Annotated in this window: 22 protein-coding genes; 19 read left to right on the plus strand and 3 right to left on the minus strand. The window is 47.5% G+C overall.

Annotated features, from left to right (window positions below):
- The first annotated feature begins 157 nt into the window (after positions 1 to 157).
- From dsrO to KIT90_RS08500, 10 genes are all read left to right on the plus strand, one after another.
- Positions 158 to 925 carry a sulfate reduction electron transfer complex DsrMKJOP subunit DsrO gene (gene dsrO / locus KIT90_RS08455; RefSeq protein ID WP_285376237.1) on the plus strand — a complete coding sequence of 256 codons (768 nt, stop codon included), beginning with the start codon at positions 158 to 160 and terminating at the stop codon, positions 923 to 925.
- Complete coding sequence (gene nrfD / locus KIT90_RS08460; protein ID WP_285376239.1) at positions 922 to 2,019, plus strand: NrfD/PsrC family molybdoenzyme membrane anchor subunit; 1,098 nt, start codon at positions 922 to 924, stop codon at positions 2,017 to 2,019. Before dsrO ends, nrfD begins: the two co-directional genes overlap by 4 nt.
- 17 nt (positions 2,020 to 2,036) lie before the next feature.
- Positions 2,037 to 5,129 carry a tetrathionate reductase subunit A gene (locus KIT90_RS08465; protein ID WP_285376241.1) on the plus strand — a complete coding sequence of 1,031 codons (3,093 nt, stop codon included), beginning with the start codon at positions 2,037 to 2,039 and terminating at the stop codon, positions 5,127 to 5,129.
- 175 nt (positions 5,130 to 5,304) lie between these two features.
- Positions 5,305 to 5,928, plus strand: a complete 624-nt coding sequence (locus KIT90_RS08470) for a c-type cytochrome (RefSeq protein WP_045405752.1) — start codon at positions 5,305 to 5,307, stop codon at positions 5,926 to 5,928.
- On the plus strand, positions 5,925 to 6,986 hold the full coding sequence (locus KIT90_RS08475; protein ID WP_285376244.1) for a c-type cytochrome: 1,062 nt from the start codon (positions 5,925 to 5,927) through the stop codon (positions 6,984 to 6,986). The genes KIT90_RS08470 and KIT90_RS08475 overlap by 4 nt, the downstream gene beginning before the upstream one ends.
- A 150-nt stretch (positions 6,987 to 7,136) precedes the next feature.
- On the plus strand, positions 7,137 to 8,141 hold the full coding sequence (locus KIT90_RS08480; RefSeq protein ID WP_039984366.1) for a substrate-binding domain-containing protein: 1,005 nt from the start codon (positions 7,137 to 7,139) through the stop codon (positions 8,139 to 8,141).
- 133 nt (positions 8,142 to 8,274) lie between these two features.
- Positions 8,275 to 9,606 (plus strand): paraquat-inducible protein A, encoded by a 1,332-nt coding sequence (locus KIT90_RS08485; protein WP_038895308.1) that lies wholly within the window; start codon positions 8,275 to 8,277, stop codon positions 9,604 to 9,606.
- Positions 9,599 to 11,245 (plus strand): intermembrane transport protein PqiB, encoded by a 1,647-nt coding sequence (gene pqiB / locus KIT90_RS08490; protein WP_020197188.1) that lies wholly within the window; start codon positions 9,599 to 9,601, stop codon positions 11,243 to 11,245. The genes KIT90_RS08485 and pqiB overlap by 8 nt, the downstream gene beginning before the upstream one ends.
- Positions 11,245 to 11,814: a membrane integrity-associated transporter subunit PqiC gene (locus tag KIT90_RS08495; protein ID WP_264405685.1), complete on the plus strand. Its 570-nt coding sequence runs from the start codon at positions 11,245 to 11,247 to the stop codon at positions 11,812 to 11,814. The genes pqiB and KIT90_RS08495 overlap by 1 nt, the downstream gene beginning before the upstream one ends.
- Positions 11,815 to 11,909: 95 nt before the next feature.
- Complete coding sequence (locus tag KIT90_RS08500; protein WP_132698050.1) at positions 11,910 to 12,482, plus strand: TetR/AcrR family transcriptional regulator; 573 nt, start codon at positions 11,910 to 11,912, stop codon at positions 12,480 to 12,482.
- A 113-nt stretch (positions 12,483 to 12,595) separates the two neighbouring features.
- On the opposite strand, the gene KIT90_RS08505 is transcribed toward KIT90_RS08500, so the two are convergent.
- The gene (locus tag KIT90_RS08505) at positions 12,596 to 14,098 is read right to left on the minus strand and encodes an arylsulfatase (RefSeq protein ID WP_038895312.1); all 1,503 of its coding nucleotides are present in this window, start codon (positions 14,096 to 14,098) and stop codon (positions 12,596 to 12,598) included.
- A gap of 9 nt (positions 14,099 to 14,107) precedes the next feature.
- Complete coding sequence (locus tag KIT90_RS08510; RefSeq protein WP_020197185.1) at positions 14,108 to 14,494, minus strand: DUF4345 domain-containing protein; 387 nt, start codon at positions 14,492 to 14,494, stop codon at positions 14,108 to 14,110.
- A gap of 440 nt (positions 14,495 to 14,934) precedes the next feature.
- Between KIT90_RS08510 and KIT90_RS08515 the strand changes: the two genes are divergently transcribed.
- The 4 genes from KIT90_RS08515 to KIT90_RS08530 all read left to right on the plus strand — a co-directional run bounded on the left by KIT90_RS08515 (position 14,935) and on the right by KIT90_RS08530 (position 17,236).
- Positions 14,935 to 15,714 (plus strand): hypothetical protein, encoded by a 780-nt coding sequence (locus KIT90_RS08515; protein WP_041058115.1) that lies wholly within the window; start codon positions 14,935 to 14,937, stop codon positions 15,712 to 15,714.
- Positions 15,715 to 15,796: 82 nt separating this feature from the next.
- Entirely contained in the window at positions 15,797 to 16,279 is a 483-nt protein-coding gene (locus KIT90_RS08520; protein ID WP_005438955.1) for an SRPBCC domain-containing protein, read from the plus strand.
- Positions 16,280 to 16,436: 157 nt separating this feature from the next.
- Positions 16,437 to 16,676: a hypothetical protein gene (locus KIT90_RS08525; RefSeq protein ID WP_020197184.1), complete on the plus strand. Its 240-nt coding sequence runs from the start codon at positions 16,437 to 16,439 to the stop codon at positions 16,674 to 16,676.
- Positions 16,677 to 16,783: 107 nt separating this feature from the next.
- Positions 16,784 to 17,236 (plus strand): hypothetical protein, encoded by a 453-nt coding sequence (locus tag KIT90_RS08530; RefSeq protein WP_285376251.1) that lies wholly within the window; start codon positions 16,784 to 16,786, stop codon positions 17,234 to 17,236.
- An 82-nt stretch (positions 17,237 to 17,318) separates the two neighbouring features.
- Here KIT90_RS08530 and KIT90_RS08535 read toward each other — a convergent pair whose 3' ends face one another.
- Positions 17,319 to 17,681 carry an HMA2 domain-containing protein gene (locus tag KIT90_RS08535; RefSeq protein ID WP_020197182.1) on the minus strand — a complete coding sequence of 121 codons (363 nt, stop codon included), beginning with the start codon at positions 17,679 to 17,681 and terminating at the stop codon, positions 17,319 to 17,321.
- A 140-nt stretch (positions 17,682 to 17,821) separates the two neighbouring features.
- Between KIT90_RS08535 and KIT90_RS08540 the strand changes: the two genes are divergently transcribed.
- Genes KIT90_RS08540 through KIT90_RS08560 form a run of 5 tightly spaced genes read left to right on the plus strand, consistent with a single transcriptional unit; the run spans position 17,822 to position 21,577 of the window.
- Positions 17,822 to 18,154 (plus strand): HMA2 domain-containing protein, encoded by a 333-nt coding sequence (locus KIT90_RS08540; RefSeq protein ID WP_078608395.1) that lies wholly within the window; start codon positions 17,822 to 17,824, stop codon positions 18,152 to 18,154.
- The gene (locus tag KIT90_RS08545; RefSeq protein WP_285376254.1) at positions 18,151 to 18,918 is read left to right on the plus strand and encodes a YtxH domain-containing protein; all 768 of its coding nucleotides are present in this window, start codon (positions 18,151 to 18,153) and stop codon (positions 18,916 to 18,918) included. Before KIT90_RS08540 ends, KIT90_RS08545 begins: the two co-directional genes overlap by 4 nt.
- On the plus strand, positions 18,911 to 19,216 hold the full coding sequence (locus tag KIT90_RS08550; RefSeq protein WP_020197179.1) for a magnetosome protein MamC: 306 nt from the start codon (positions 18,911 to 18,913) through the stop codon (positions 19,214 to 19,216). The genes KIT90_RS08545 and KIT90_RS08550 overlap by 8 nt, the downstream gene beginning before the upstream one ends.
- A complete protein-coding gene (locus KIT90_RS08555) occupies positions 19,206 to 19,520 on the plus strand; it encodes a YtxH domain-containing protein (RefSeq protein ID WP_285376257.1) in 315 nt (104 codons plus the stop codon). Before KIT90_RS08550 ends, KIT90_RS08555 begins: the two co-directional genes overlap by 11 nt.
- The gene (locus KIT90_RS08560; RefSeq protein ID WP_285376258.1) at positions 19,517 to 21,577 is read left to right on the plus strand and encodes a heavy metal translocating P-type ATPase; all 2,061 of its coding nucleotides are present in this window, start codon (positions 19,517 to 19,519) and stop codon (positions 21,575 to 21,577) included. The genes KIT90_RS08555 and KIT90_RS08560 overlap by 4 nt, the downstream gene beginning before the upstream one ends.
- Positions 21,578 to 21,609 lie beyond the last annotated feature (32 nt).

The following is a 21,609-nucleotide window of genomic DNA, read 5'->3' on the forward strand; positions in this document are numbered from 1 at the left end:
CCTCGGTATTGGGAAGCATCAGAATAACAGCAACATAGCGGAATCCACATTTGTTTTAGATCAACTTTGCTCTCGGTATGTGGAAATCCACTATATCGGCAAAGGGCTGCAATTCTGACAATGAAAACAAGCTCTAATCAATCTTAGCAGGTGAGTTATGGATTCCACCAAACGCCGTTTTCTCAGTGCCGTTACCGCCGGCGCTGCGCTGATTCCGATCGCTGGAATTGGCACAGCCACAGCAGGCACAGTGATCAGAAACAACAACGAACCCGACCGCAAAGGCCAAGTCGGTAAACGCTACGCCATGGTTGTCGATTTGCGTAAATGCGTTGGCTGTCAGGCTTGTACCGTCGGTTGCAGCATCGAGAACCAAGCCCCTATTGGCCAGTTCCGAACCACAGTAAAACAATATGAAGTCACCCTCAATGATGGCTCAACCGCGACAGAAGAAGTGAAGTCTTTCATGTTGCCGCGCTTGTGTAACCACTGTGATAACCCGCCGTGTGTGGCCGTTTGTCCGGTGCAAGCCACCTTCCAACGAGAAGACGGTATCGTGATGGTCGATAACAGTCGCTGTGTAGCATGCGCTTACTGCGTTCAAGCCTGCCCTTACGATGCGCGCTTCATCAACGAAGAGACCCTAACTGCGGACAAATGTACTTTCTGCGCACATCGCCTTGAAGAAGGTTTGCTGCCGGCTTGTGTGGAAACGTGCGTCGGTGGTGCTCGCGTGATTGGTGACATCAACGATCCGAACAGCGAAGTTCGCCGCTTGATGACCCAGCACCAAGACGACATCAAAGTGCTTAAACCAAACGAAGGTACCAAACCTCACGTGTTCTACATCGGCATGAATGAACGCTTCACTCAACACATTGAAGGTCAGCCTGCGATTTACGATCCACAAGGAGAAAAAGCATGAACATAACCGAAGTGCTCGTACAGCCTCAGGCCATCGCTTGGCTTCCGTGGGCAGTGCAATATTTCTTCTACATAGGCTCAGCTTATGCGGCGGCTATTTTGTTCTTAATCGCGCTGTTGTTTGAATCTCACACCAGCCATCGTCTGCGCGCTGCATTGGTGCTGACTCTGGCGATTGGCGCGATCGTTGGCCCGCTCGCGTTAACAGGCGATCTCCACCAACCGGGACGTGCTTGGCATTTCTACGCACACCTAACGCCATGGTCTTGGATGTCATTAGGTTCGTTGTTCTTGCCACTCTTCTCAGGCTTGGCTGTGACAACGGCATGGCTATATCTGCGTAATGATTTGATCAACCTTGAAAACCAACCGGGTAAGGTATTTCCGCTTCTTGCGAAGCTCTCGCTAGGTCGTTGGAAAACCAGCCGTAAGCTAATGATGGCAGCATCGATTGTGACCGTCTTATCTGGCCTCACCATCGCGCTTTACACTGGCGCAGAGATTGCGATCGTGAAATCTCGTTCGTTGTGGCATCAACCTGCATCGCCTGTGCTTTGGTTTGTGACTGCGTTTATTGGCGCGGTCGGCTTTACCCTACTTATTTGGCTTTTGATTCCATCGAAGTCGGATCGCCTGACCTTCGGAGATACTCGTTTACTGCGTCAGACGACCGCAATTAGCGGCGCATTATCGTTGCTGTTGATTCCTATCTGGGCTTCGAACAATGCCAGCTCATCCCTTTACGCTTCTCCATTATGGGTACAGCACATCGCATTACTAACGTCTTTGCTGCTGGGTAGCGTGCTGCTTGCACTGTTTACACTGCGTGATACTAATCGTCACTTCATTCGAGTGTTATTCATGTCTGGGATGGCACTGACCACAGCGTGGACGGTTCGTTGGGTCACCATGATGGAAGTACAAACCATCGCTAAATTCGATGTTGGCCCATATCCATATGACTTGCCGATTGGCAGTAATGGTCTGCTCGGCATCATCGGCATGTTTGGCCTGTGGATTGCGCTGGCATTACTTGGTTCCGAACTGATTCAACCAAAGCGTGAATCGGCACCTTCAACCCTAAATCAACACTGATCTAAGAGGATTTCATTATGGATAACAAACGCCGTCAGTTTTTGAAATCTGGCCTTGCAGTGGGCGGGCTTGGAGCCTTTGCTGCAGGCTACGCAACCACCACCAAACACATGGTAGAAGGTGCCATTCACGGTACAGCGGGTGAGAAAACCCGTGATATTCACCACGGCAACTCACTGGAGCCCGAATACAAGGTGAACGACAAGGGCAATTTAATCCCGAATCCGAATCAGCGTGTTGCGCCATCAATGTGTTTTGGTTGTTGGAGCCTATGTGGTTTGCGCGTTCGTATCGACAATCGTAACGATGAGATCCTGCGCATTTCGGGCAACCCATACCACCCACTATCACATCAGCAGCACATTCCATTTGAGACGCCAGTCAAGGACGCTTACTTGAGCTTGGCGGGTGAAAACGGTTTAGAGGGCCGTTCTACAGCGTGTGCTCGCGGTAACGGTATGATGGAAATCCGTAATAGCCCTTATCGCATTACCCAACCACTTAAGCGTGTGGGCAAACGTGGTGAAGGCAATTGGGAACCGATCAGCTACGAGCAATTGGTGGACGAAGTCGTCAACGGTGGCGATCTGTTTGGCGAAGGTCATGTTGAAGGTTTGAAAGACATTCGTGACCTAACGACGCCTGTTGATCCACAAAACCCAGAATACGGCCCGAAGGCTAACCAACTGTTGATGACCAACGCCGGTAACGAAGGCCGTGACGACATCTTCAAACGTTTTGCTTTTAATAGTTTTGGTACGCGTAACTTTGGCCATCATGGTTCTTACTGTGGCTACGCTTTCCGCGCAGGCAGCGGCGCGTTCATGAACGATTTGGATAAGAACGCCCACTTAAAGCCAGACTTCGATAATGCCGAATACGTTATTTTTATTGGCATGTCACCAGCACAAGCGGGTAACCCGTTCAAACGTCAGGCTCGTCAGTTAGCCAAAGCGCGTACCGAAGGCAAACTGGAATACACCATTATCACGCCGAGCTTGCCAGCAGGTTCATCCAGCCTAGCTGCGGGTGATAATAACCATTGGATGCCAATTAAACCGGGCACCGATTCTGCTTTGGTTCTTGGCATGATTCAGTGGATCATCGCCAACGAACGCTACAACAAAACCTTCCTTGCGCAGCCAGGAGCAACGGCGATGCAAAGAGCGGGCACGGCACATTGGTGTAATGCCACTCATCTTGTGATCAGCGATGAATCCCACCCACGCTACGGGCACTTCTTACGTGCGTCGGAAATGGGCATGCCATTTGAAGGGGAAGCACTGTCAGAGACTGATCCATACGTGATTGTCGATGCGCAAAGCGGCGAGTTGAGCGTACACAAGCAGGCAGGTGAAGCATCGTTGTTTGTCGACCAAGATGTAGAGCTGGCGTCTGGTGTCGTTCGCGTTAAGTCATCATTGCAACGTTTGAAAGAAGAAGCGTTTAAATACGATCTGGACTTCTACAGCGAGCAATGTGAGATCCCTGTGGATCAAGTCATCGCGCTAGCAAAACGCTTTACCAGTCATGGCACTAAAGCGGTGGTTGATACTCACGGCGGCAACATGCACACCAACGGTTTCTACAACGCCTTCACCATCATGATGCTTAATGCTCTGATTGGTAACATCAACATGAAAGGCGGCGCAATGGCGAAAGCGGGTGGTTATCCGACATCTGCCGCTGGCCCTCGCTACGACTTCACTAAGTTTGAAGGCAAGGTGGGACCAAAAGGCGTGTTCCTTTCACGCAGCAAATTCCCTTACCAGAAAACCAGCGAATACAAACGTCGCGTGGAGTCGGGAGAATCCCCTTACCCGACTCGTGCACCTTGGTATCCGTTTGCAGCTCCTTTGCTTACCGAGCATCTCTCGGCGGCGATCGATGGTTATCCATATCGAGTGAAAGCGTGGATCAACCATATGGCAAACCCAATCTATGGCGTGCCGGGTTTAAAAACGCTGCTTGAAGACAAGCTAAAAGATCCAAAGCAGCTTGGTTTGATTGTTTCTGTCGATGCCTTTATCAACGAGACAACAGCACTATCGGACTACATTGTGCCAGATACCGTCACTTACGAAAGCTGGGGCATGGCATCACCTTGGCATGATGTTCCAGTGAAAGCAGTGACGGCTCGCTGGCCAATCGTGGAAGCGCGCACAGAAAAAACCGCCGATGGTCGCAGTATTTGTCTGGAGAACTTCCTGATTGATATCGCCAAAAAGATGCAGCTAGGCGGCTTTGGTGACAACGCCATCAAAGACACGCAAGGTCGTTTACACGGTATTCACTCTGCTGAAGACTTCTATCTTCGCTCGGCAGCCAATCTTGCCTACGTGAAAGGTGGCGTTCCGGAAGTGAGTGCAGAAGACATTGCTTGGTCTGGTCTTGAGCGCCTATTGCCAAGCATGCAAAAAGCACTAACACCAGATGAGATGATGCGCGTCGCATACATTTTTGCTCGCGGTGGTCGTTTTGAAAACGCCACAGAAGCCTACAAAGGTGAGCAAATGAAGTACAAGTGGACACGTCCTGTTGCGATTTGGAACGAGCGTGTTGGCAGTGCAAGAAACACCATGACAGGCGAGTTCTACAGTGGCTGTCCGACTTGGCATCCACAAAAGCTCGCAGATGGCACACCACTTGAGACTCAGTACCCGAAAGCCGAGTGGCCATTCAACCTGACCAACTTTAAATCGAACATTCACAGCGCGGTATCCAATTTGTCACCACGCTTGAACTCAATTAAAGGCGTTAACCCTGTTTACATCCATCCAGCAGATGCCGCTGCGGCTGGCATTCAAACTGGCGATCATTTCGTGATTGAAACTCCAGGAGCCAGCACCACAGCGCTTGCAATGGTCATGTCTGGTATTCGCCAAGGTACGCTCGGTTTTGAACATGGCTTTGGCCACACAGAGCTAGGTCAGCGTGCGCACTGGATTGGTGATAAACAACAACCAGTGAAAACCAGCGGCAATGATGGCGTCAACATCAACGACGTAGGTTTGATTGACCCTACTCGTGAAGGTAAAGGTGTGATGCTGGATTGGGTGGTGGGTGCAGCAGCTCGTCAATCTCTGCCTGCGAAGATTCGCAAAGCGTAGCGATTCAGCCACCATTTGTTTGTTAGGCTTCTTCCCTTTTTGGGTGGAAGCCTTTTTTGTTTCTGCAGCAAGCCGCAATGCCTCTCCACAAGATTTATGTGGATTTCCACAATAGCCACAACTAATAACAATACTCACAATAATGCGCTCAAATAATAATCAAATGTGAGTCAGCATGTTTCGTAACTTATCTTTGGCTGCGCTTTGCCTGAGTGCCGCCTCTTTCGCAGCTTATTCTGCCCCACTCCCCGAACACGGTGAGATCTGTACCGGATGCCATGGTGTCGACGGTAAAGGTCAAGCAGGTATCGCACCTATGCTTGCCGGACTGAATGCCGACTATATGGAAAGTCAGCTCGAGCTGTTCTCGAACGACAAGCGCCACAATGTCATCATGAAAGGCATGGCCGATGAGCTCAGCGACCCGACACTTCGTGCAGAAGTTCTGCAATATTTTGCTCAATTGCCGACTTGGGAATTTACCGACCTTGAGCAGCGCGGTGATCAAGCGGATATCAGTAATCCTTATCGAAAGTTGGTTTATCAAGGAGACTGGGATAGAAACATTCCCGCTTGTTCAACTTGCCACGGCGCAAGTGGTATGGGCGTAGACAAATTCCCGCGCCTTGCGAGCCAACAAGCCGATTACTTACAAAACCAACTTCATGCTTGGAAGAACGGCACACGTAGCGGTGATCCGCTCAATATGATGGGCAGCATTGCGAAAAAGCTCACCGATAAAGAAATCGAAAACCTGTCTTACTACTTCGCTTCTTTGCGTTATGAGGAGTCGAAATGAAACTGATTTATTCCCTGCTGCTTGCAAGCATCTCTACCCTTGCACACACCAGTGATGCAGCAAACAATGAACTGCCAGATCGCCAAACCGAATTGCCAGCGGTACAAAAGCACGCTGACACACAGTACCTTAAACCTCGCGATTTAAGCACCATCGAAAACGACGAATTTGGTCAGAAAGTAAAATACGGCTACTCACTGTTTGTGAACTCACAGCAAATGCGTGGAAGTTATGTGGGTAACGAGCAAAACTGTGTGAATTGCCACATGGAAGCCGGACGTAAAGCCAACGCCGCGCCTCTGTGGGCTGCTTATATGGCCTACCCTGCTTATCGTAAAAAGAACGACAAAGTAAACAGTTACGCCGACCGTATTCAAGGCTGTTTCACCTATTCGATGAACGGCAAGCCACCAGCAAAAGACTCAAAAGAACTAGAGGCGCTCAGCGCTTATGCCTATTGGTTAGCTATGGGAGGCTTGCTGGACCAATACGGTATGCAAGATGAGCCGGTTCCTGCCATCAGCACTGAACAATTATTGACGGGCGGTAAGGCGGAAGATTTCCCGTTGCCAGAAAAAATCGCTAACGCTTTGCCTGCGGAGAAACGTGGCAACCTAGCAGGCCGTGGCTACCCAAAAATAGATAATCCAGAGCTTAAGCCTTCACCAGAGCGTGGCGCGCAAGTATACGTCGACAACTGTGCGGCCTGTCATGGCGAAAGTGGTCAAGGTATTCACGATAAAAACGGCCGCTCTTACATTCCACCTTTGTGGGGCGAATACGCTTACAACTGGGGCGCTGGTATGCACCGCATCAACACTGCGGCTTACTTCATCTATGAGAACATGCCTTTGGGCAAAAGCGTTCAATTGAGTAAGCAAGATGCATGGGATGTCGCGGCTTATATCAATAGCCACGAAAGACCACAAGACCCTCGCTACAAAGGTGATTTGCAAGCGAACGCGGCGAAGTACCACAACCACCAAGGGTACTACGGCAAAGAAGTGAATGGCCATGTTTTAGGCAGTAAAGCCTTCCCGCCAACCACGGTAGATTAAGGCGCAACTTCAATTCGACTAAAAGCGTGTTCACCTGAGCACGCTTTTTTGTTTTAAAACCTTGATACACCGCCACTATTCTCAATTGGGTGTTTGAGTTCATTCGCTGTGCATTGTTAAATGAAGCAAATTTCAGATCCTGAGTTCCCTATGGCTACCATCAAAGACGTCGCAAAAGAAGCTGGCGTATCCATTGCAACCGCATCTCGCGTCATCAATGACGCCCCACACACCAGTGAATCCGCGATTGTCGCCGTCAAAGAAGCGATGAAGAAACTGGGCTATCGCCCGAATGCCAATGCGCGTGCACTGGTCAGTAAATCGTCCAATGCGATCGGGGTATTGGTGAACGACGTTTCTGCGCCCTTTTTTGGCACCATGGTTAAGGCCATCGACACCATAGCTAGTGAACAAGAGAAACAGCTTCTGATTGGCAGCGGCTATCATGATGCCGTGAAAGAGCGCAACGCGATCAACTTGCTGATCAACAGTCGCTGTGAATCTTTGGTCGTGCACAGCAAAGGCATGACGGATGCCGAGCTAACCACGCTCGCTCATGAAATTCCGGGGATGGTGCTGATCAACCGTATCGTGCCAGACATCGCTTCACGCTGTATTGCTTTGGATAACCGCAAAGGCTCTTACATTGCCACTGAACATTTGATTCGCAATGGACACGAACACATCGGCTACATCTGCTCAGGCCATGATATAGAAGATGCAAGAGATCGCCGCGACGGTTACCTTGATGCTTTGCGAGATAATGGCATCAAGATTCGTGAAGAATACATCGAATACGGTGAGCCAGATGAAACCGGCGGCGAACAAGCTATGGTGAACCTAATGGCGAAGAACACGCCCATCACTGCTGTTGCTACCTACAACGACTACATGGCTGCGGGCTGCATGACCTTGCTGCAAGAAAATGGCATCCGTATTCCTGAAGACATGTCAGTGATTGGATTCGATGATGGTCATATCGCGCGCTACATTTACCCTCGCCTCACGACCATTCGCTACCCAATTCAAGTCATGGCAAACGAGGCGGTGAAGCTCTCACTTCAGCTGGTCAATAACGAAGAAACAGAACGCACGGAACACAAATTATTCATGCCAATTCTGGTCAGACGCTCTTCCGTTGGCAGCATCAAATAAAGCTCAAACCGGCCTGTGTGGCTGGTTTTTTCTTTTAAACAGGTAAGAAGCTTGTAAAACATTCCCGCAAAAACAAGCGCATATCGATAAAAAGGGTTATTCTTAGTTATTAAAAGTACGAAATAATAACTGAATGAGCACTCAACCTAATTCACGTCAATTGATCTCCTGTGAGGAGTGTGGCTTGGTCGTTCGCGTCCCGGACATCGAACAAGGTCAAAAAGCCCAGTGCCCTCGCTGTGAGCATGCGCTAACCAAAGTCAATGCGAAACCGTATCAAAGCGTTATTGCTGTGTCGGTGGCTTGCCTGATCACCTTGGTTTTAAGTGTCTCCTTCCCATTCATGTCATTCAGTGTTCAAGGCCTTTCTCAAGAGATTACCTTGATGCATGCCGCTAAAATGCTGGCTGAGTTTCATAACGCCCTATTAGGCGCATTACTGCTGGCAACGGTTTTGGTGCTTCCGGCCATTTATGTAGGCTTGATCCTCTTTCTTCACCTTGAAGCGCTAAAATCACTCAAGCATCCGTTAGGGAAGAAACAAACTCGCATGGCAAAATCGCTGTGTCGCATCTTATTCCGAGTCGAACCTTGGCTCATGGTCGATGTGTTCTTAATTGGCGTTTTGGTGAGCTTAATTAAGATCGCCTCACTGGCTGAGATTGGCATGGGCAGTTCATTCTGGGCATTCTGTGTTTACACCATCTTGGTTGTGAAGTGCATTTCGATGGTCGATAAGAGTTGGCTGTGGGGACACTTCATTCCTGCGATTGAGCTGCCGAATGTGAAAGAAGGTGACACGCACCACAATGAAAACCACATTGGTTGCCACACCTGCCATCAGCTCAACCCTATTGAAGACAAAAAGCATCAGAAATGTATCCGTTGTGGCAGCCCGGTTCATAAGTACAACCCGCGAGATAATATCCAGAAAGCTTGGGCGCTGTTGTTTGCCTCGATCATTTTCTACATTCCCGCCAACCTTTATCCAATGATGTACACCGTGAGCCTTGGTCACTCAGAGGGTTCGACCATTATGGAAGGCGTAATTCTGCTGTGGAAGTTAGGCTCCTACCCGATTGCTGCGGTCATCTTCTTTGCGAGTGTATTTATTCCGATGGCCAAAATGCTCGCACTTGCATGGCTGTATTACAACGCCCAAAAAGCACAATACTTGCCGCCGGAAGAAAGTATTTCGCGTTTAAAAATCTACCGAATCACTGAGTTCATCGGCCGTTGGTCAATGATTGATATTTTTGTGGTCGCAATTTTGGTTGCACTGGTGCAATTGCAAAACTTAATGGCGATCTATCCTGGCCCTGCAGCACTCTCCTTTGCTGCGGTGGTAATTTTCACCATGCTCTCTGCAATGATTTTTGACTCGCGTTTGTTGTGGCAAAAGCCGCAAAACGAAGCGCAGGAGCCAATGACTAATAACTTAACTGAGAAAGCCAAATATGAGTGATGAGAACAAGACAACCGCTCAAATAAAACCGCAAAAGCAGGTCTCTGCGATTTGGATCATCCCGATCCTTGCGTTAGCGATGGGAGCGTGGATGTTGTTCCAATACATCAACAGTACCGGTCCAGAGATCACGCTGAAGCTACCAACTGCAGAAGGCATTGAAGTCGGCAAAACCGAAATTAAAGCACTGAACGTGAAAGTTGGGGTGATCACCGACGTCAAGCTTAGCGAAGACTACGATCACATCATTGCAACGGCGCAAATGAACAAAGATGCCAAACGCATGCTGCGTGAAGACTCGATGTTCTGGGTGGTAAAACCGCGTATCGGTCGTGAAGGTGTATCTGGTCTAGAAACCTTGTTGTCAGGTGCGTACATCCAGCTTCAACCAGGTAACTCTCAGGTTGAGAAAGAACGCTTTGATGTGCTTGATGTGCCGCCAGTGGCCTCTCCAGATGCAGAAGGTTTGCGCATTGTTTTGACTCATAAAGAAGCAGGCAAACTTGGGGTTGGTGATCCCGTTATCTACAAAGGCTTTACGGTAGGCCGAGTTGAAACGACGAGCTTCGATGTCGACACTCGCCGCGCTTTATACCAATTGTTTATCTTCAAGCCATACGACAGCCTAGTACGTACCAAAACCCATTTCTGGTTAAGCTCTGGTGTCGATTTACAGCTTAATGCGGAAGGCTTTGAAGTGAAATTTGGCTCACTAGAGAGCATGATTACCGGTGGGGTCACCTTCGACACCATTTCTGGCATTGGCGATGGTGATGAAATCAAAGAAGACATGACACACTTCCGTCTGTTCGATGATGTGAAGCAAGTGCGCGAAGGCATGTACGACGACTACATTCAATTCGTAATGATGTTTGAAGAATCGGTACGTGGTCTAAAACGCAAAGCACCCGTGGAATATCGTGGCCTTCGTATCGGTACGGTAATGAAAGTGCCAATGCGTATGCCAACGCCGGAAGAAGATTTCTCTGCGAAGAAGATTCCTGTCCTAGTACGTATCGAATTGGGTCGCGTGTACAACAACCTACCCGCAGACAAATTGCCGCTGTTCAAAGAAAAGCTGACAGAAGAGTTTGCTAAAGGACTTCGCGGTACACTAAAAACCGGTAACTTACTAACGGGCGCTCTATACATCGACACCGACTTCTACCCAGATGAAGACCCATACGTGCCGAGCAAATTCGAAGACTTTGACGTGTTCCCGACCAAACAAGGTGGCTTTGCTCAGGTTCAGCGCCAAGTGAATGACTTCCTAACCAAGCTAAACAGCTTACCAATGGAAGACACGTTGAACTCACTTAACAGAACACTGAAGAACTCAGAAAAGACGCTGGCTTCGGCAGAGCGTGTTGCAAGCAGTGTGGATCGTCTCCTCAACCAAGACGACACCAAAGCGATTCCTGCGGACATTCGCAAGAGCCTAGAGCAACTTCAAAGAACGTTGGATGGCTACGGTCCAAACTCCACCATGTACAGCGAAATGGAATCAACACTGAAAGAGCTTGAAAAAGTAATGACTGAGTTCAAACCGGTGCTAAAACAATTGAATGAAAAACCAAACTCATTGGTGTTTGGTGAAGATGAAGTGAGCGATCCAATTCCAGCGAGAGGGCAAAAATGATGAAACGCGGACTTTTATTGATTTCTGCCCTATTGGCAGGCTGTAGTAGTGCTCCTGAAGACACAGGCGCTTTGTATGTCTTACCGGAAGCAAGCTCAGCAAAGGTAAGCGATACCATGATCGCACAACGCCCACAACTTGTGGTTCGCCCAGTTGAATTGGCAAGCTACCTTGCCGACAGTGGCATTGTGTATCGCGCTTCAGAGACTCAGATCATCCAAGCGAAACACAATCAGTGGGCGCACAGTATCTCTGAACAAATCACGACGCGTGTAATCGACGAATTGCGCAGCAAGCAAAGCCAATACTGGCCGGTAGAAGTGAATAACCTGCTCGATCAGAGTGACGAAAACAAGCTTCAATTGTCACTAAGTAAGTTCAATGGCAGTTATGAAGGCAACGCTGAGATCGAAGGTGAATGGCTCCTTGTTGATGCTAACGGCAAGGTGAAGACCAGCGCACCAGTCAAAATCAGCATGCCTTTACAAGATGAAGGCTACGATGCGCTTGTCGATGCACTATCGGTAGGTTTGAACAACCTGACAGATCAAATCGCCGCTCAGCTATAACACACCTCGCCCATTCAGTTCTCTGAGTGGGCGACTTTTTCTCCCCTTGTTTTCCCGATACACTGTAACCCTGCCCTTTTAGTGAGTGATAAAGAATGAAAGACATGCGACAAGCGTTGCTCGATGCCGGATTGCATTTGATCAATGAACACGGCTTTGCTGGTGTGGGTTTAATGAAGATCATCAACGAAGCAGAAGGTACTAAAGGGTCGTTTTATCACTACTTCAAATCAAAAGAACACTTTGGTGCGATTTTGCTGCACGACTACTTTGAAACGCACCTTGAGCGTCTCGAACGCTTTTTGAGTGACGAGTCCAAAGCGCCAAGCGAACGCGTGCAAGCTTACTTTGATGATTGGTGCGTCGTTAAGTTGACCGACGATTTTCGTATTCAATGCTTAGTCGTCAAACTCGCTGGTGAAGTTTCTGGTCACGACACTGAAATGCAAAGTGAAATGGCTGTTGGCACTAAGAAAATGATTGAGAAAATGACGACTTTCTTTGAGCGCAGCAATCAAGAAGGCACGCTTAGTTTGTCTGCACCGGAACAAACAGCAAAAACACTGTTTAGCTTGTGGTTGGGTTATACCTTGCTTGCGGCAATGCAAAAAGATCGCGCAATTCTAGATGATGCGATGCAAACCACCGTCAAGCTGCTAAACGAGTAAGCAGAACCTCTCACATACTCGGTAAAACACAGCACATATATCGAGATAAACCATCAAGATAAAGACAACAAAGCCAGCATTTCGCTGGCTTTATGTTTATTAGATGGGTAATGCTAATTCCCGACTCCACCGACGGTTTCTGCAGGTGTTTCTGGCGTCACTGGAGGCCACTTCTTGAAGGTTTCCAAATGCTGCTGAACAGCGGCTTGGGCAGGACCAAAGGCCCACATTTTCTGCCCCATCCATTTTAAGTACATCCCGGATTCTTCTTCCGCCCGTTCATAAGGATCTTGGCGTAGGTTGAATAACAGTGGCGCATTCAACTCTTCTTTCGGACCACTCCAACCGTGGTTTTGTACCACAAAATGCGCTTTCCAATCCCCCACACGAACGGCTTGCAGTTTATCGCGCTCGTAGTAAAAGATTTCATTGCGATTAGATTTGCCGTTGTTGGTTAGCATTTCCATTTGGTTGTAGCCATCAAGGTGTGCTTTGTGGCCTTTGTAACCTTTCAGCATTTGCTGTTTTAAATCAGCAGGACCACCAGCAGCTTCGACCAACGTCGGCAGTAGATCCATACCATCAAACATACCGTTGCTGACTTTATTTGCTGGGATTTTTTCAGGCCAACTGATCAAGAAAGGTGCTCTAACCCCACCCTCCCATGTTGTTCCTTTCTCACCATGGAAAGGCGTCATGCCTCCGTCTGGCCATGTCATGATCTCAGGCCCATTATCGGCGGTGAAGATCACTATGGTGTTGTCAGCAACGCCGAGCTCTTCAAGCTTCGCAAGCATTTCTCCAACGTGGTCATCGAGGTCTTTCATCACGACCTCTTGCAATCCCCAACCGTTAGTTCCAAGCATAGCTTCATATTTCGGAGAGAGATGCGTCCATACATGACCTCTCGATGGACAGTACCAAGTAAAGAAAGGTTTTTCGGCCTTCACCGCACGCTCAATAAAATCGATCGCATGCTTGTTGACCTCATCATCAAGAGTACGCATTCGCTCAATGGTGAGAGCGCCATCATCTTTAATCGACTGGCCACCTTTTCCATCGGCTTTTGCGTGAATCACATTACGTGGCGCAAACTTTTGGAAAGCTTCATCCTTCGGCCAATCAGGATCTTCGGTGTATTCCATTGCGTTTAGGTGGTAAAGCCAACCCCAATACTCGTCAAAGCCGTGCATGGTTGGAAGAAACTCATCGCGATCACCTAAATGGTTTTTACCAAACTGCCCTGTGACGTAACCAAGCTCTTTAAGTAACTCAGGCAGAGTTGGCGTATTTTGGTTAAGCCCAACAGGACCACCAGGTAGGCCGACAGTGTGCATGCCTGTTCTTACCGGTAATTGCCCAGTTAAAAAAGCAGAACGCCCAGCAGTACAAGATGGCTGGGCGTAATAATCGGTAAGTAACATGCCTTTTTCAGCGATGCTATCAATGTTTGGCGTCTGGCTACTCATCAACCCACGGTGATAAGCGCTGACGTTAGAGACACCAATATCATCAGTAAATATCACGAAGATATTGGGTTGGTCCTGCGCTGCAGTTGCAGCGAAGGACATCAATGAAGCCAATCCTAGCGCTATACGACGAAGTATCCCTTTCATAAATTTTCCTTATGCTGTTTGCTCTTCTTTTCTGATCATCTTCAGCCCCACCAAGCCAAAGCCGAACTCCAAAAATAGATACACGACTAACAACCAATGCGGCATTCCGTCTACTAGCAAACTCAAGAGCCTTCCCATCGCTAAGCCCCACATAAAAATGACCAAGCTATACAGTGCAGGTAGACGATATTTGGTGCTCATCGCCCCCATTACCCAAAACATAGCGAGCGCTAAATACAATCCCATGACCGCTCGGAAAATGTGGCTAACGTTCACCGAGGATGCATCAATCCCAAATAAAAATGAGAGCGAGTCAACCGGTGAAAAACCATAAGAAAGTGCAATTGGGGTAAGACCTGCCGCAGCTAAGAGAAGAAAAATACTTTGAATTTTCATGACATCTCCTGATTCGCTGTTTCACATACAGCGTAGTTAAATTAACAAATTAAACAAGTTGCATAACTAATGCGTTTTTGAAAGAGGCTTGATGGAGCCTGTGTGTCCTTAAGCAAACATCAATAAAGGCGCCAAAATACACAAACCGGATAGCAGGACGTTTTCGATTTTCATCTGGGATTCTCCGTCAAATGTCATTCCATCGACGTTGAATTTTGAACGCGTTACCACGCTCTTCGATGGTTAAAGAATACACGATACAAACCGGTCGGTCTAGAGTTATTTACAAAAAAGATCTTAGCTCGATCATAGAGAATCGGTATCACGCTGAATTGAAAAGAAAGTTATCCATAAACCTGAGATTTTGAATTACTGCAATCCATGCTCTACGCTAATTTTGTGCGATTCATTTAATAACGATTACAAACACGGACGTTGATATGGCTAAGATGACCTTCCCTTCTATCGCCCTTATTTCCTCGCTTGCAGTGGCGCCAAACGCAATAGCAGAAGAGACGCAATCCCCACCAAGTAACTGGCAACACAGTGTCGAGATCTACATGCTCGCCCTAAATATCAATGGTGATACCACCATGGGTAACTTCTCTTCCAGTCTCGATGTCGATCCAAAGTTCATCATGGATCATCTCGACATTGGTGCTATGGCAAGACTTGAAGGGGTATATCAAAACAAATGGGGTTACTACATCGATTACAGTTTTATGGACCTCAGTGGTGACGTAAATAACCTGTCAGGTATTCTCCCAAATGTCAGCTATCGTGCTGATTTGGAGATCCGTCAGGGCGTTCTCGAAGCAAAAGCATTTCAGCGTGAAACCTACTCCTTCGGCATGATCGATTACATGTTTGGCTTACGTTGGTGGGATAACGACATCAAGGGCAAGGTTTACCGCAACGATAACCGTATTCTGGTGGATAGACTCAACATCAAAGAAGACTGGGTTGATTTTCTAATGGGTGTTCGATGGATCAATGACCTAACCAAAGATTGGCGCTTTCATGCCAGCTTGGATGCCGGTTTAGGTAAAGACACCAACTTTACCTATGCGACCCAATTTGGTTTGCGTTACCACATTAATGATTGGTCAGACGTTAACCTCGCTTATAAATCCACTTGGGTTGATTACGTAAACGAAGGAACCTTTGAATACGATACCGCTTCGCATGGCTTCTTAATCGGTCTTGGTTTGTACTTTTAATAACTTTAGGGCGAAGTGTTTCGGCACTTCGTACCGGATTCTCCTAAGCTAATAAGAACGAGTGTCACAAGGTGTTGCTTAGATGAACAAATCGGAAGTTATCTGGCCGGATTATTATCATCCCAAACATTCTCACATTCATGTGCGTAGCCAAATCGAAATCCCTGAACCTCCCGAGGTTGTATGGCAACACTTAGTTCGTGCTCATGAATGGCCTGCGTGGCGAGACGGAAAAACCATGGTGCAGATCCTAAGTGGTGACAGTACATTGTGCAAAAACACCATGTTTCGTTGGAAAGCCTCTTGGCTCGACTTTCATTGTACGGTTGTGGAATACACACAGCATCAGCGCTTGGCTTGGAAAGGGAAAAAAGGCGGCGTTGATATGTATCACGCGTGGGTGTTGGAACCAACCAAAACCGGTTGCAGTATTGTCACCGAAAGCACGCAACGTGGTGGCATGACTTGGCTTACCAAATACTTCGCACCAAAAAGGTTGAGAAAATACCACCTCAAATGGCTAGAAGAGCTATGTCGTCAGTCTCATGGTCACTGCGGCAAATAAGCACCAATGCCCACCGCCTACCGACGGATATGTACAATAAATGCTCCCTCCCTGATCTCAATCATATTTGAGACACATTGCATGAGATACCCTTAGCGAAAACTATAAAACCCAGTCATATGACCACATGGTCAATAGATAAGGCGCTTGAGCAGCAATGTCGATTAACATTTCAGATCTAACCACCGCATTAAGCAAGGTGGAGCACATCCACAAAGTTCAATTGGAAAACGTGCATCAGTTTTTCAAGTCTAACGAAACTTTCTCGGTAAAAGCCTTTAGCCAAATTGTGGCGACGGACTCTATTGATGAACGTTTTAAAGCTATCGACAAAGAATTTGCTTTGTTGGGCGATGCTAAAACTTACCTGCTAGAGGCTTCTTACTTGGTTGCTTAGGGACAAAGCCAACTAAAGTAAAAAATTGCGCTTTCAAACCTTAAATGAGATTTATTTTCAATCGCATTACTGCTAAATTATCAGCAGTTATCGTATGAGGTTTTGCAATGAACGCGAAGAAAGCGCTCAAAAAATTGAAGAAGAAAGCGGTTAAGAAAGTCGCCTCTTCTTCAAACAAACAACTTAGTGTATTAAAGAACAATGCATTAGGTAGCGTTGTCACATCTCAATCCCGCACTTCTTCATTACAAAGTGAACTCGTTAATGAGCTAAAAGGCGTAGCAAACCAAGCTGCAATGAGCGCAGCTTATGAACTTGCCGCCCCACTCAATCCGCTGTTGTCTTGGTTTAACGATTCGGGAGGTGTGGTCGATTTCACTACTTCAGCTAAAAAAGCGTCAACGCCACTACCTAAGCAATCTGCCAATGATGCAGCACCTGCATTTTCGGTAAAATCAGTGGGACATTTACCCTTAAAGTCACCACCTTGCAAACGATGCCCTGCTCTTTCTAACGGCATTTGTAAATGTGCAGCTAAAAAGTTTAGGTTGAGCGCATAAATTAACGCGCTAGCACCCACAGATTAGATCAAAAAAGCCCGACATCACGTCGGGCTTTTTGCTATTCATTTTTCGCGGTCATTTAGGCCAAGTTCATGATCACTCGGCTGACTGATGGGCCAACAATTCGGGTTAAAGCGACCCCTGTTAATCCTTTCACGAGACTCTTCGTTCCACTGACCATCGCTTTCTCAACAAAAGATGGTTTTTCGCTACTTTGCGTCCAATGGTGACTTTCTAGAATTTCCATCAGGCTATCACAATCAAGCTCTTCACTATCAAAACTGATAGCAACCGAACCTGCGTATCGCTTGTGCTTAATTTCGTGTACGGCATCAATCTCTTCCAACTGACAAATCAGTTCCGCAACCTCATTAGGGTGATCTTTAATGTAGTCAGAACGAACTCTAAGTCGCTGATTTGTCTTGTGAATGTAAGTATTCATGCTAGCACCAATCCAAATGATAACTATTACTGTTTGCAACAGTACCACTGAAATTGATTAAGCGCAAAACATTTGTAATTAGTTTGTCACATGATCGTTTTTCCCAATGAATCGCACTTTGCTTACCGTATAATTTTTTTATGAAACAGTACGTCGACCAGGCCTTAAAACTAAGAAAGTGGGTATCGATTGGCCACCATATCCCGGGAAGAGTAAGACTCAAATACAAGCTGGGCATCGTAGCGCACCTTGCCAAATTCCGTAGTGACGACATCGAGAAAGCCATTTCTTCTATTCCTGCGTTCAAAAACTACAAATTGAACAGTGCGACGGGAAGCATCGTCATCGAATACGACCCAATGACAGTCAACCCTAAGGCGATTGACGCGTTGTTTTCGGATTCAGAACAGGCTGCAGAACAAGCATGCTATTCGATCGCTGAGCAATTGGACTTAAATGGAGAACGTTCATGAGTGACTCATTGAACAATGCAAATCCATACGAAGCCTACTTCAAGGCTATGGTGGAAATGCAAAAGGAAATGGCGAATGCTTACATGGCAAGCATGCAAAACGGTGAAATGCCGCCAATGCTGATGCCTCATCAAATGGGTATGATGCCGCATTTCCCACATCCTGCATTTTGTCATCCCCACCAAATGCCACCGGGCATGGGGGCACAATTCCATCCAGGAATGATGCCACCACCTCCACACTGGCCACATCCGGGGATGATGCAACACCCACCTCAACCTCAACAACCACCACAGACTCCTGAAACACCGGAGAGCGACCCATTATTCGAGCAGGCTCAGGCAATGCTAGAAGGCGCTCTAGGTGAAGAAGCAGGCATGTTTAAAGAGATATTAGGAACTTTCGGTATGAACGATAAAGAGTTTTGGAAAGGCGCTATGGTAGGCGCTGCAGCAGCACTTCTACTTAGCAATGAAAATGTGCGCGGCAAACTAATGGGCTTGGTATCAGGTGCTGGCGATATGCTGAAATCTGGTGGTTCGAGCGTAAAAGAAGGCGCTGTTAATACCGCAAGCGCAGTCAAAGAGAACGTTTCAACAGGTAGCGAGATCTTCAAAGATACTTACGCTGCCGGCAAGCAAGGCTTTCAAGAGTCTGTAGAGCGCCACAAAGAAGAACCTGCAATCAAAGAAGTAGCAGAAAAAGCGCCTCGCGAAGAAAGCGAAGGTGAAGATGGCCAACCCGTTATTAAAGAACATGAGTAATTCAGCCAATAAACTCAGTTCTGCCAATCGCGCTATGCTCGTTGGTGCTATAGCCGGCGGTAGTGCAACGATTGCCAGCCAATGGAAAGAGCACAAAGCTGGCAATATCGACACCAATGAAATGGCGACTAACGCAGCGAAATCCGCGCTAAAAACCGCAGCTATCGCTGGTGCGACAACTTATGTGGCAGAAAAAATGGCAGGCCGCCCTGCACTCTCCATGCTGACGATTCTCAGCGTCGGTGCAGCAGGCCTTTACCTTATGGATCAAGCTTCGGACTCTAAAAATGAACAATAACAACCCATACTGCGGCTACCCTTATTACGGATATCCGCAACAACAAAACCAAGCGGCTGAACAACAACCTGCAGAACAACCTTACAAAAAGCAAAACTCCAAAACCCATTTCGCTATGGGTGTGGCTGCAGGCGCTGCAGTTGCTTACCTCCTAACCAATAAAAAGTTCCAACAAGGCGTTGCTACGACTGGCGAAAAAGCGTGGTCTGCGGTTCGTGGCGAAGTTGAAGAACTAAAAGAGCGTTTGGAAGACACCCAAGCAGAGCTGGAATACTACCGTAACCTTTACAAAGGCGAAGAATGATCTCGATTCAGGTAAAGCATCACTTTCCCGGTCGAATCCGCTTTAAAGCATCAGCACTGAGACATCACAAAGATGTGGGTACTTGGATTGAAACCAGTTTAATGGCGATCCAAGGCATTAGTGCGGTGCGAGTGAACGAATCTGCTCATTCTGTTGTAGTGGAATACGACACGCAATTGCTGCAAGCAAAAACTGTCGAAGAGCGTTTAAACCAGCTTGATTTAAACGACGCAACGCAAGAAGAAACGGAACATAAGTTCACTCGCGGCGATATTGCAATGAATGTGATTGGCACTATCGCTGCAGCTTTGCTGCCAAACAAATGGGGCGCACTTTCAACAGCTACCTTAATTGCCCCAACGCTGTTTGAAGGTGTGAGCGACCTAAAAGACAAAAACATCTCGGTTGAAGTTTTGGATGCGATTGCCGTTGGTCTCTCAGCTTGGCGCGGTGATTATCGTACCGCAATGATGACGCAAAGCTTGATCAGCCTTGGGGAATACATGGAGCAAAAAACCAGTCGTAATAGTGACCAACTATTGGCTGATTTAATGCGCCCTCAAGAGTCGATCGTTTGGCGCGTCGATGGGTCAGACCGCACTCAAGTCAACTCGACGGAACTGAATGTTGATGACATCATCGAACTGGCTCCTGGCGTATCGATTCCTGTTGACGGCACCATTGTAAAAGGCGCGGCGTTAATCAACCAATCATCTCTTACTGGTGAGAACGTGCCTGTTCGTCGTGAAGAGAGCGCGGTTGTTTACTCTGGTACTAGTGTCCATGAAGGCACTATTCAAGTTCGTGTTGATAAAGTCGGAAGTGAAGCAACAACCGCAAAAATTGCTAAGTTGATTTACGACTCGTTGAGTGAAAAAAGTGAAATTCAACAAGTCACACAAGACATGGCAAATCGCCGTGTAAAAATCACTTTAGGGATTGGTGCAGCTGTCTTCGCACTCACTCAAGACATCAACCGCGTTGCATCGGTGTTTCTTGTCGATTATTCCTGTGCCTTGAAACTGAGTACCCCAGTAACGTTCAAGTCCATCATGTACCGTGCTGCGCAACAAGGCATCTTGTTTAAAGGCGGTAGTGCAATTGAGAAGTTAGTGAAAATCGACACTTGTGTGTTCGATAAAACAGGGACACTCACGCATGGTGATATGCAGGTAACGGATGTCATTCCCCTCTGCGACTCGAACTCTGCACGTGACTTGCTAGCGATTGCTGCCTCGGTAGAAGAGCACAGTAACCACCCACTATCTCAAGCTGTAGTAAACGCTGCCAAGCACAACCAACTGCCGCACATCGAGCATGGTGAAGTGGAGTACGTGATTGCACACGGTCTCAAGAGCACAATGAACGAACATGAGTTGGTTATGGGTAGCCGTCACTTCCTAGAAGTGCATGAGGATGTTGACTTCACGCCATTTGAAGATGTGATTAAGAAATACGAGGCGCAAGGTCGCCACCTTATCTTTATCTCTCATCAAAATGTGTTGATTGGCATGATTGGCTTACGTGATCACTTACGTGAAGATGCGCTAGAAACCCTGAATGCCCTTCGCCAGTTTGGCGTAAAAGAGCTGATCATGATTACGGGTGATAGCCAATTCAAAGCCAGTATCCTTGGCAATGAGTTGAAGCTAGATCGTATCTTTGCCGAAGCGGTACCTTCTGAGAAATCGACTATTGTCGAAGCACTTCAAGCAGAAGGTCGCACTGTTATGTTTGTCGGTGATGGTGTTAACGATGCTCCAGCACTCACCGCGGCAGATGTTGGTGTTGCGATGGGCCGAGGAACCGAACTCGCCCGCCAAGTCGCGGACGTAGTTCTACTTCGTGACCATTTGTCTGGATTAGCTGAAGCGCGCGAACTTGCTAACATCGCCATGCATGTGATCAACTCCAATATTAAAATTGCTGAGTACGTGAATAGCGGAATCATGCTTGCAGCCGCACTAGGGTGGTTAAACCCAGCGATGAGTGCCCTGCTCCATAATGGTACGACATTGTCTATTCTTGGTCGCTCTGCGGCGCTAAGACATGGGTAATTCCTGAATTCCATCGTCCACTTAGATAGAAA

This window comes from Vibrio sp. B172a, assembly GCF_030248355.1.
GTDB classification, from domain to species: Bacteria; Pseudomonadota; Gammaproteobacteria; order Enterobacterales; family Vibrionaceae; genus Vibrio; species Vibrio owensii.

Coding starts and splice junctions, on each gene's coding strand:
- dsrO (WP_285376237.1), top strand. CDS start 158: ATGGATTCCACCAAACGCCGTTTTCTCAGTGCCGTTACCGCCGGCGCT.
- nrfD (WP_285376239.1), top strand. CDS start 922: ATGAACATAACCGAAGTGCTCGTACAGCCTCAGGCCATCGCTTGGCTT.
- KIT90_RS08465 (WP_285376241.1), top strand. CDS start 2,037: ATGGATAACAAACGCCGTCAGTTTTTGAAATCTGGCCTTGCAGTGGGC.
- KIT90_RS08470 (WP_045405752.1), top strand. CDS start 5,305: ATGTTTCGTAACTTATCTTTGGCTGCGCTTTGCCTGAGTGCCGCCTCT.
- KIT90_RS08475 (WP_285376244.1), top strand. CDS start 5,925: ATGAAACTGATTTATTCCCTGCTGCTTGCAAGCATCTCTACCCTTGCA.
- KIT90_RS08480 (WP_039984366.1), top strand. CDS start 7,137: ATGGCTACCATCAAAGACGTCGCAAAAGAAGCTGGCGTATCCATTGCA.
- KIT90_RS08485 (WP_038895308.1), top strand. CDS start 8,275: ATGAGCACTCAACCTAATTCACGTCAATTGATCTCCTGTGAGGAGTGT.
- pqiB (WP_020197188.1), top strand. CDS start 9,599: ATGAGTGATGAGAACAAGACAACCGCTCAAATAAAACCGCAAAAGCAG.
- KIT90_RS08495 (WP_264405685.1), top strand. CDS start 11,245: ATGAAACGCGGACTTTTATTGATTTCTGCCCTATTGGCAGGCTGTAGT.
- KIT90_RS08500 (WP_132698050.1), top strand. CDS start 11,910: ATGAAAGACATGCGACAAGCGTTGCTCGATGCCGGATTGCATTTGATC.
- KIT90_RS08505 (WP_038895312.1), bottom strand. CDS start 14,098: ATGAAAGGGATACTTCGTCGTATAGCGCTAGGATTGGCTTCATTGATG.
- KIT90_RS08510 (WP_020197185.1), bottom strand. CDS start 14,494: ATGAAAATTCAAAGTATTTTTCTTCTCTTAGCTGCGGCAGGTCTTACC.
- KIT90_RS08515 (WP_041058115.1), top strand. CDS start 14,935: ATGGCTAAGATGACCTTCCCTTCTATCGCCCTTATTTCCTCGCTTGCA.
- KIT90_RS08520 (WP_005438955.1), top strand. CDS start 15,797: ATGAACAAATCGGAAGTTATCTGGCCGGATTATTATCATCCCAAACAT.
- KIT90_RS08525 (WP_020197184.1), top strand. CDS start 16,437: ATGTCGATTAACATTTCAGATCTAACCACCGCATTAAGCAAGGTGGAG.
- KIT90_RS08530 (WP_285376251.1), top strand. CDS start 16,784: ATGAACGCGAAGAAAGCGCTCAAAAAATTGAAGAAGAAAGCGGTTAAG.
- KIT90_RS08535 (WP_020197182.1), bottom strand. CDS start 17,681: ATGAATACTTACATTCACAAGACAAATCAGCGACTTAGAGTTCGTTCT.
- KIT90_RS08540 (WP_078608395.1), top strand. CDS start 17,822: ATGAAACAGTACGTCGACCAGGCCTTAAAACTAAGAAAGTGGGTATCG.
- KIT90_RS08545 (WP_285376254.1), top strand. CDS start 18,151: ATGAGTGACTCATTGAACAATGCAAATCCATACGAAGCCTACTTCAAG.
- KIT90_RS08550 (WP_020197179.1), top strand. CDS start 18,911: ATGAGTAATTCAGCCAATAAACTCAGTTCTGCCAATCGCGCTATGCTC.
- KIT90_RS08555 (WP_285376257.1), top strand. CDS start 19,206: ATGAACAATAACAACCCATACTGCGGCTACCCTTATTACGGATATCCG.
- KIT90_RS08560 (WP_285376258.1), top strand. CDS start 19,517: ATGATCTCGATTCAGGTAAAGCATCACTTTCCCGGTCGAATCCGCTTT.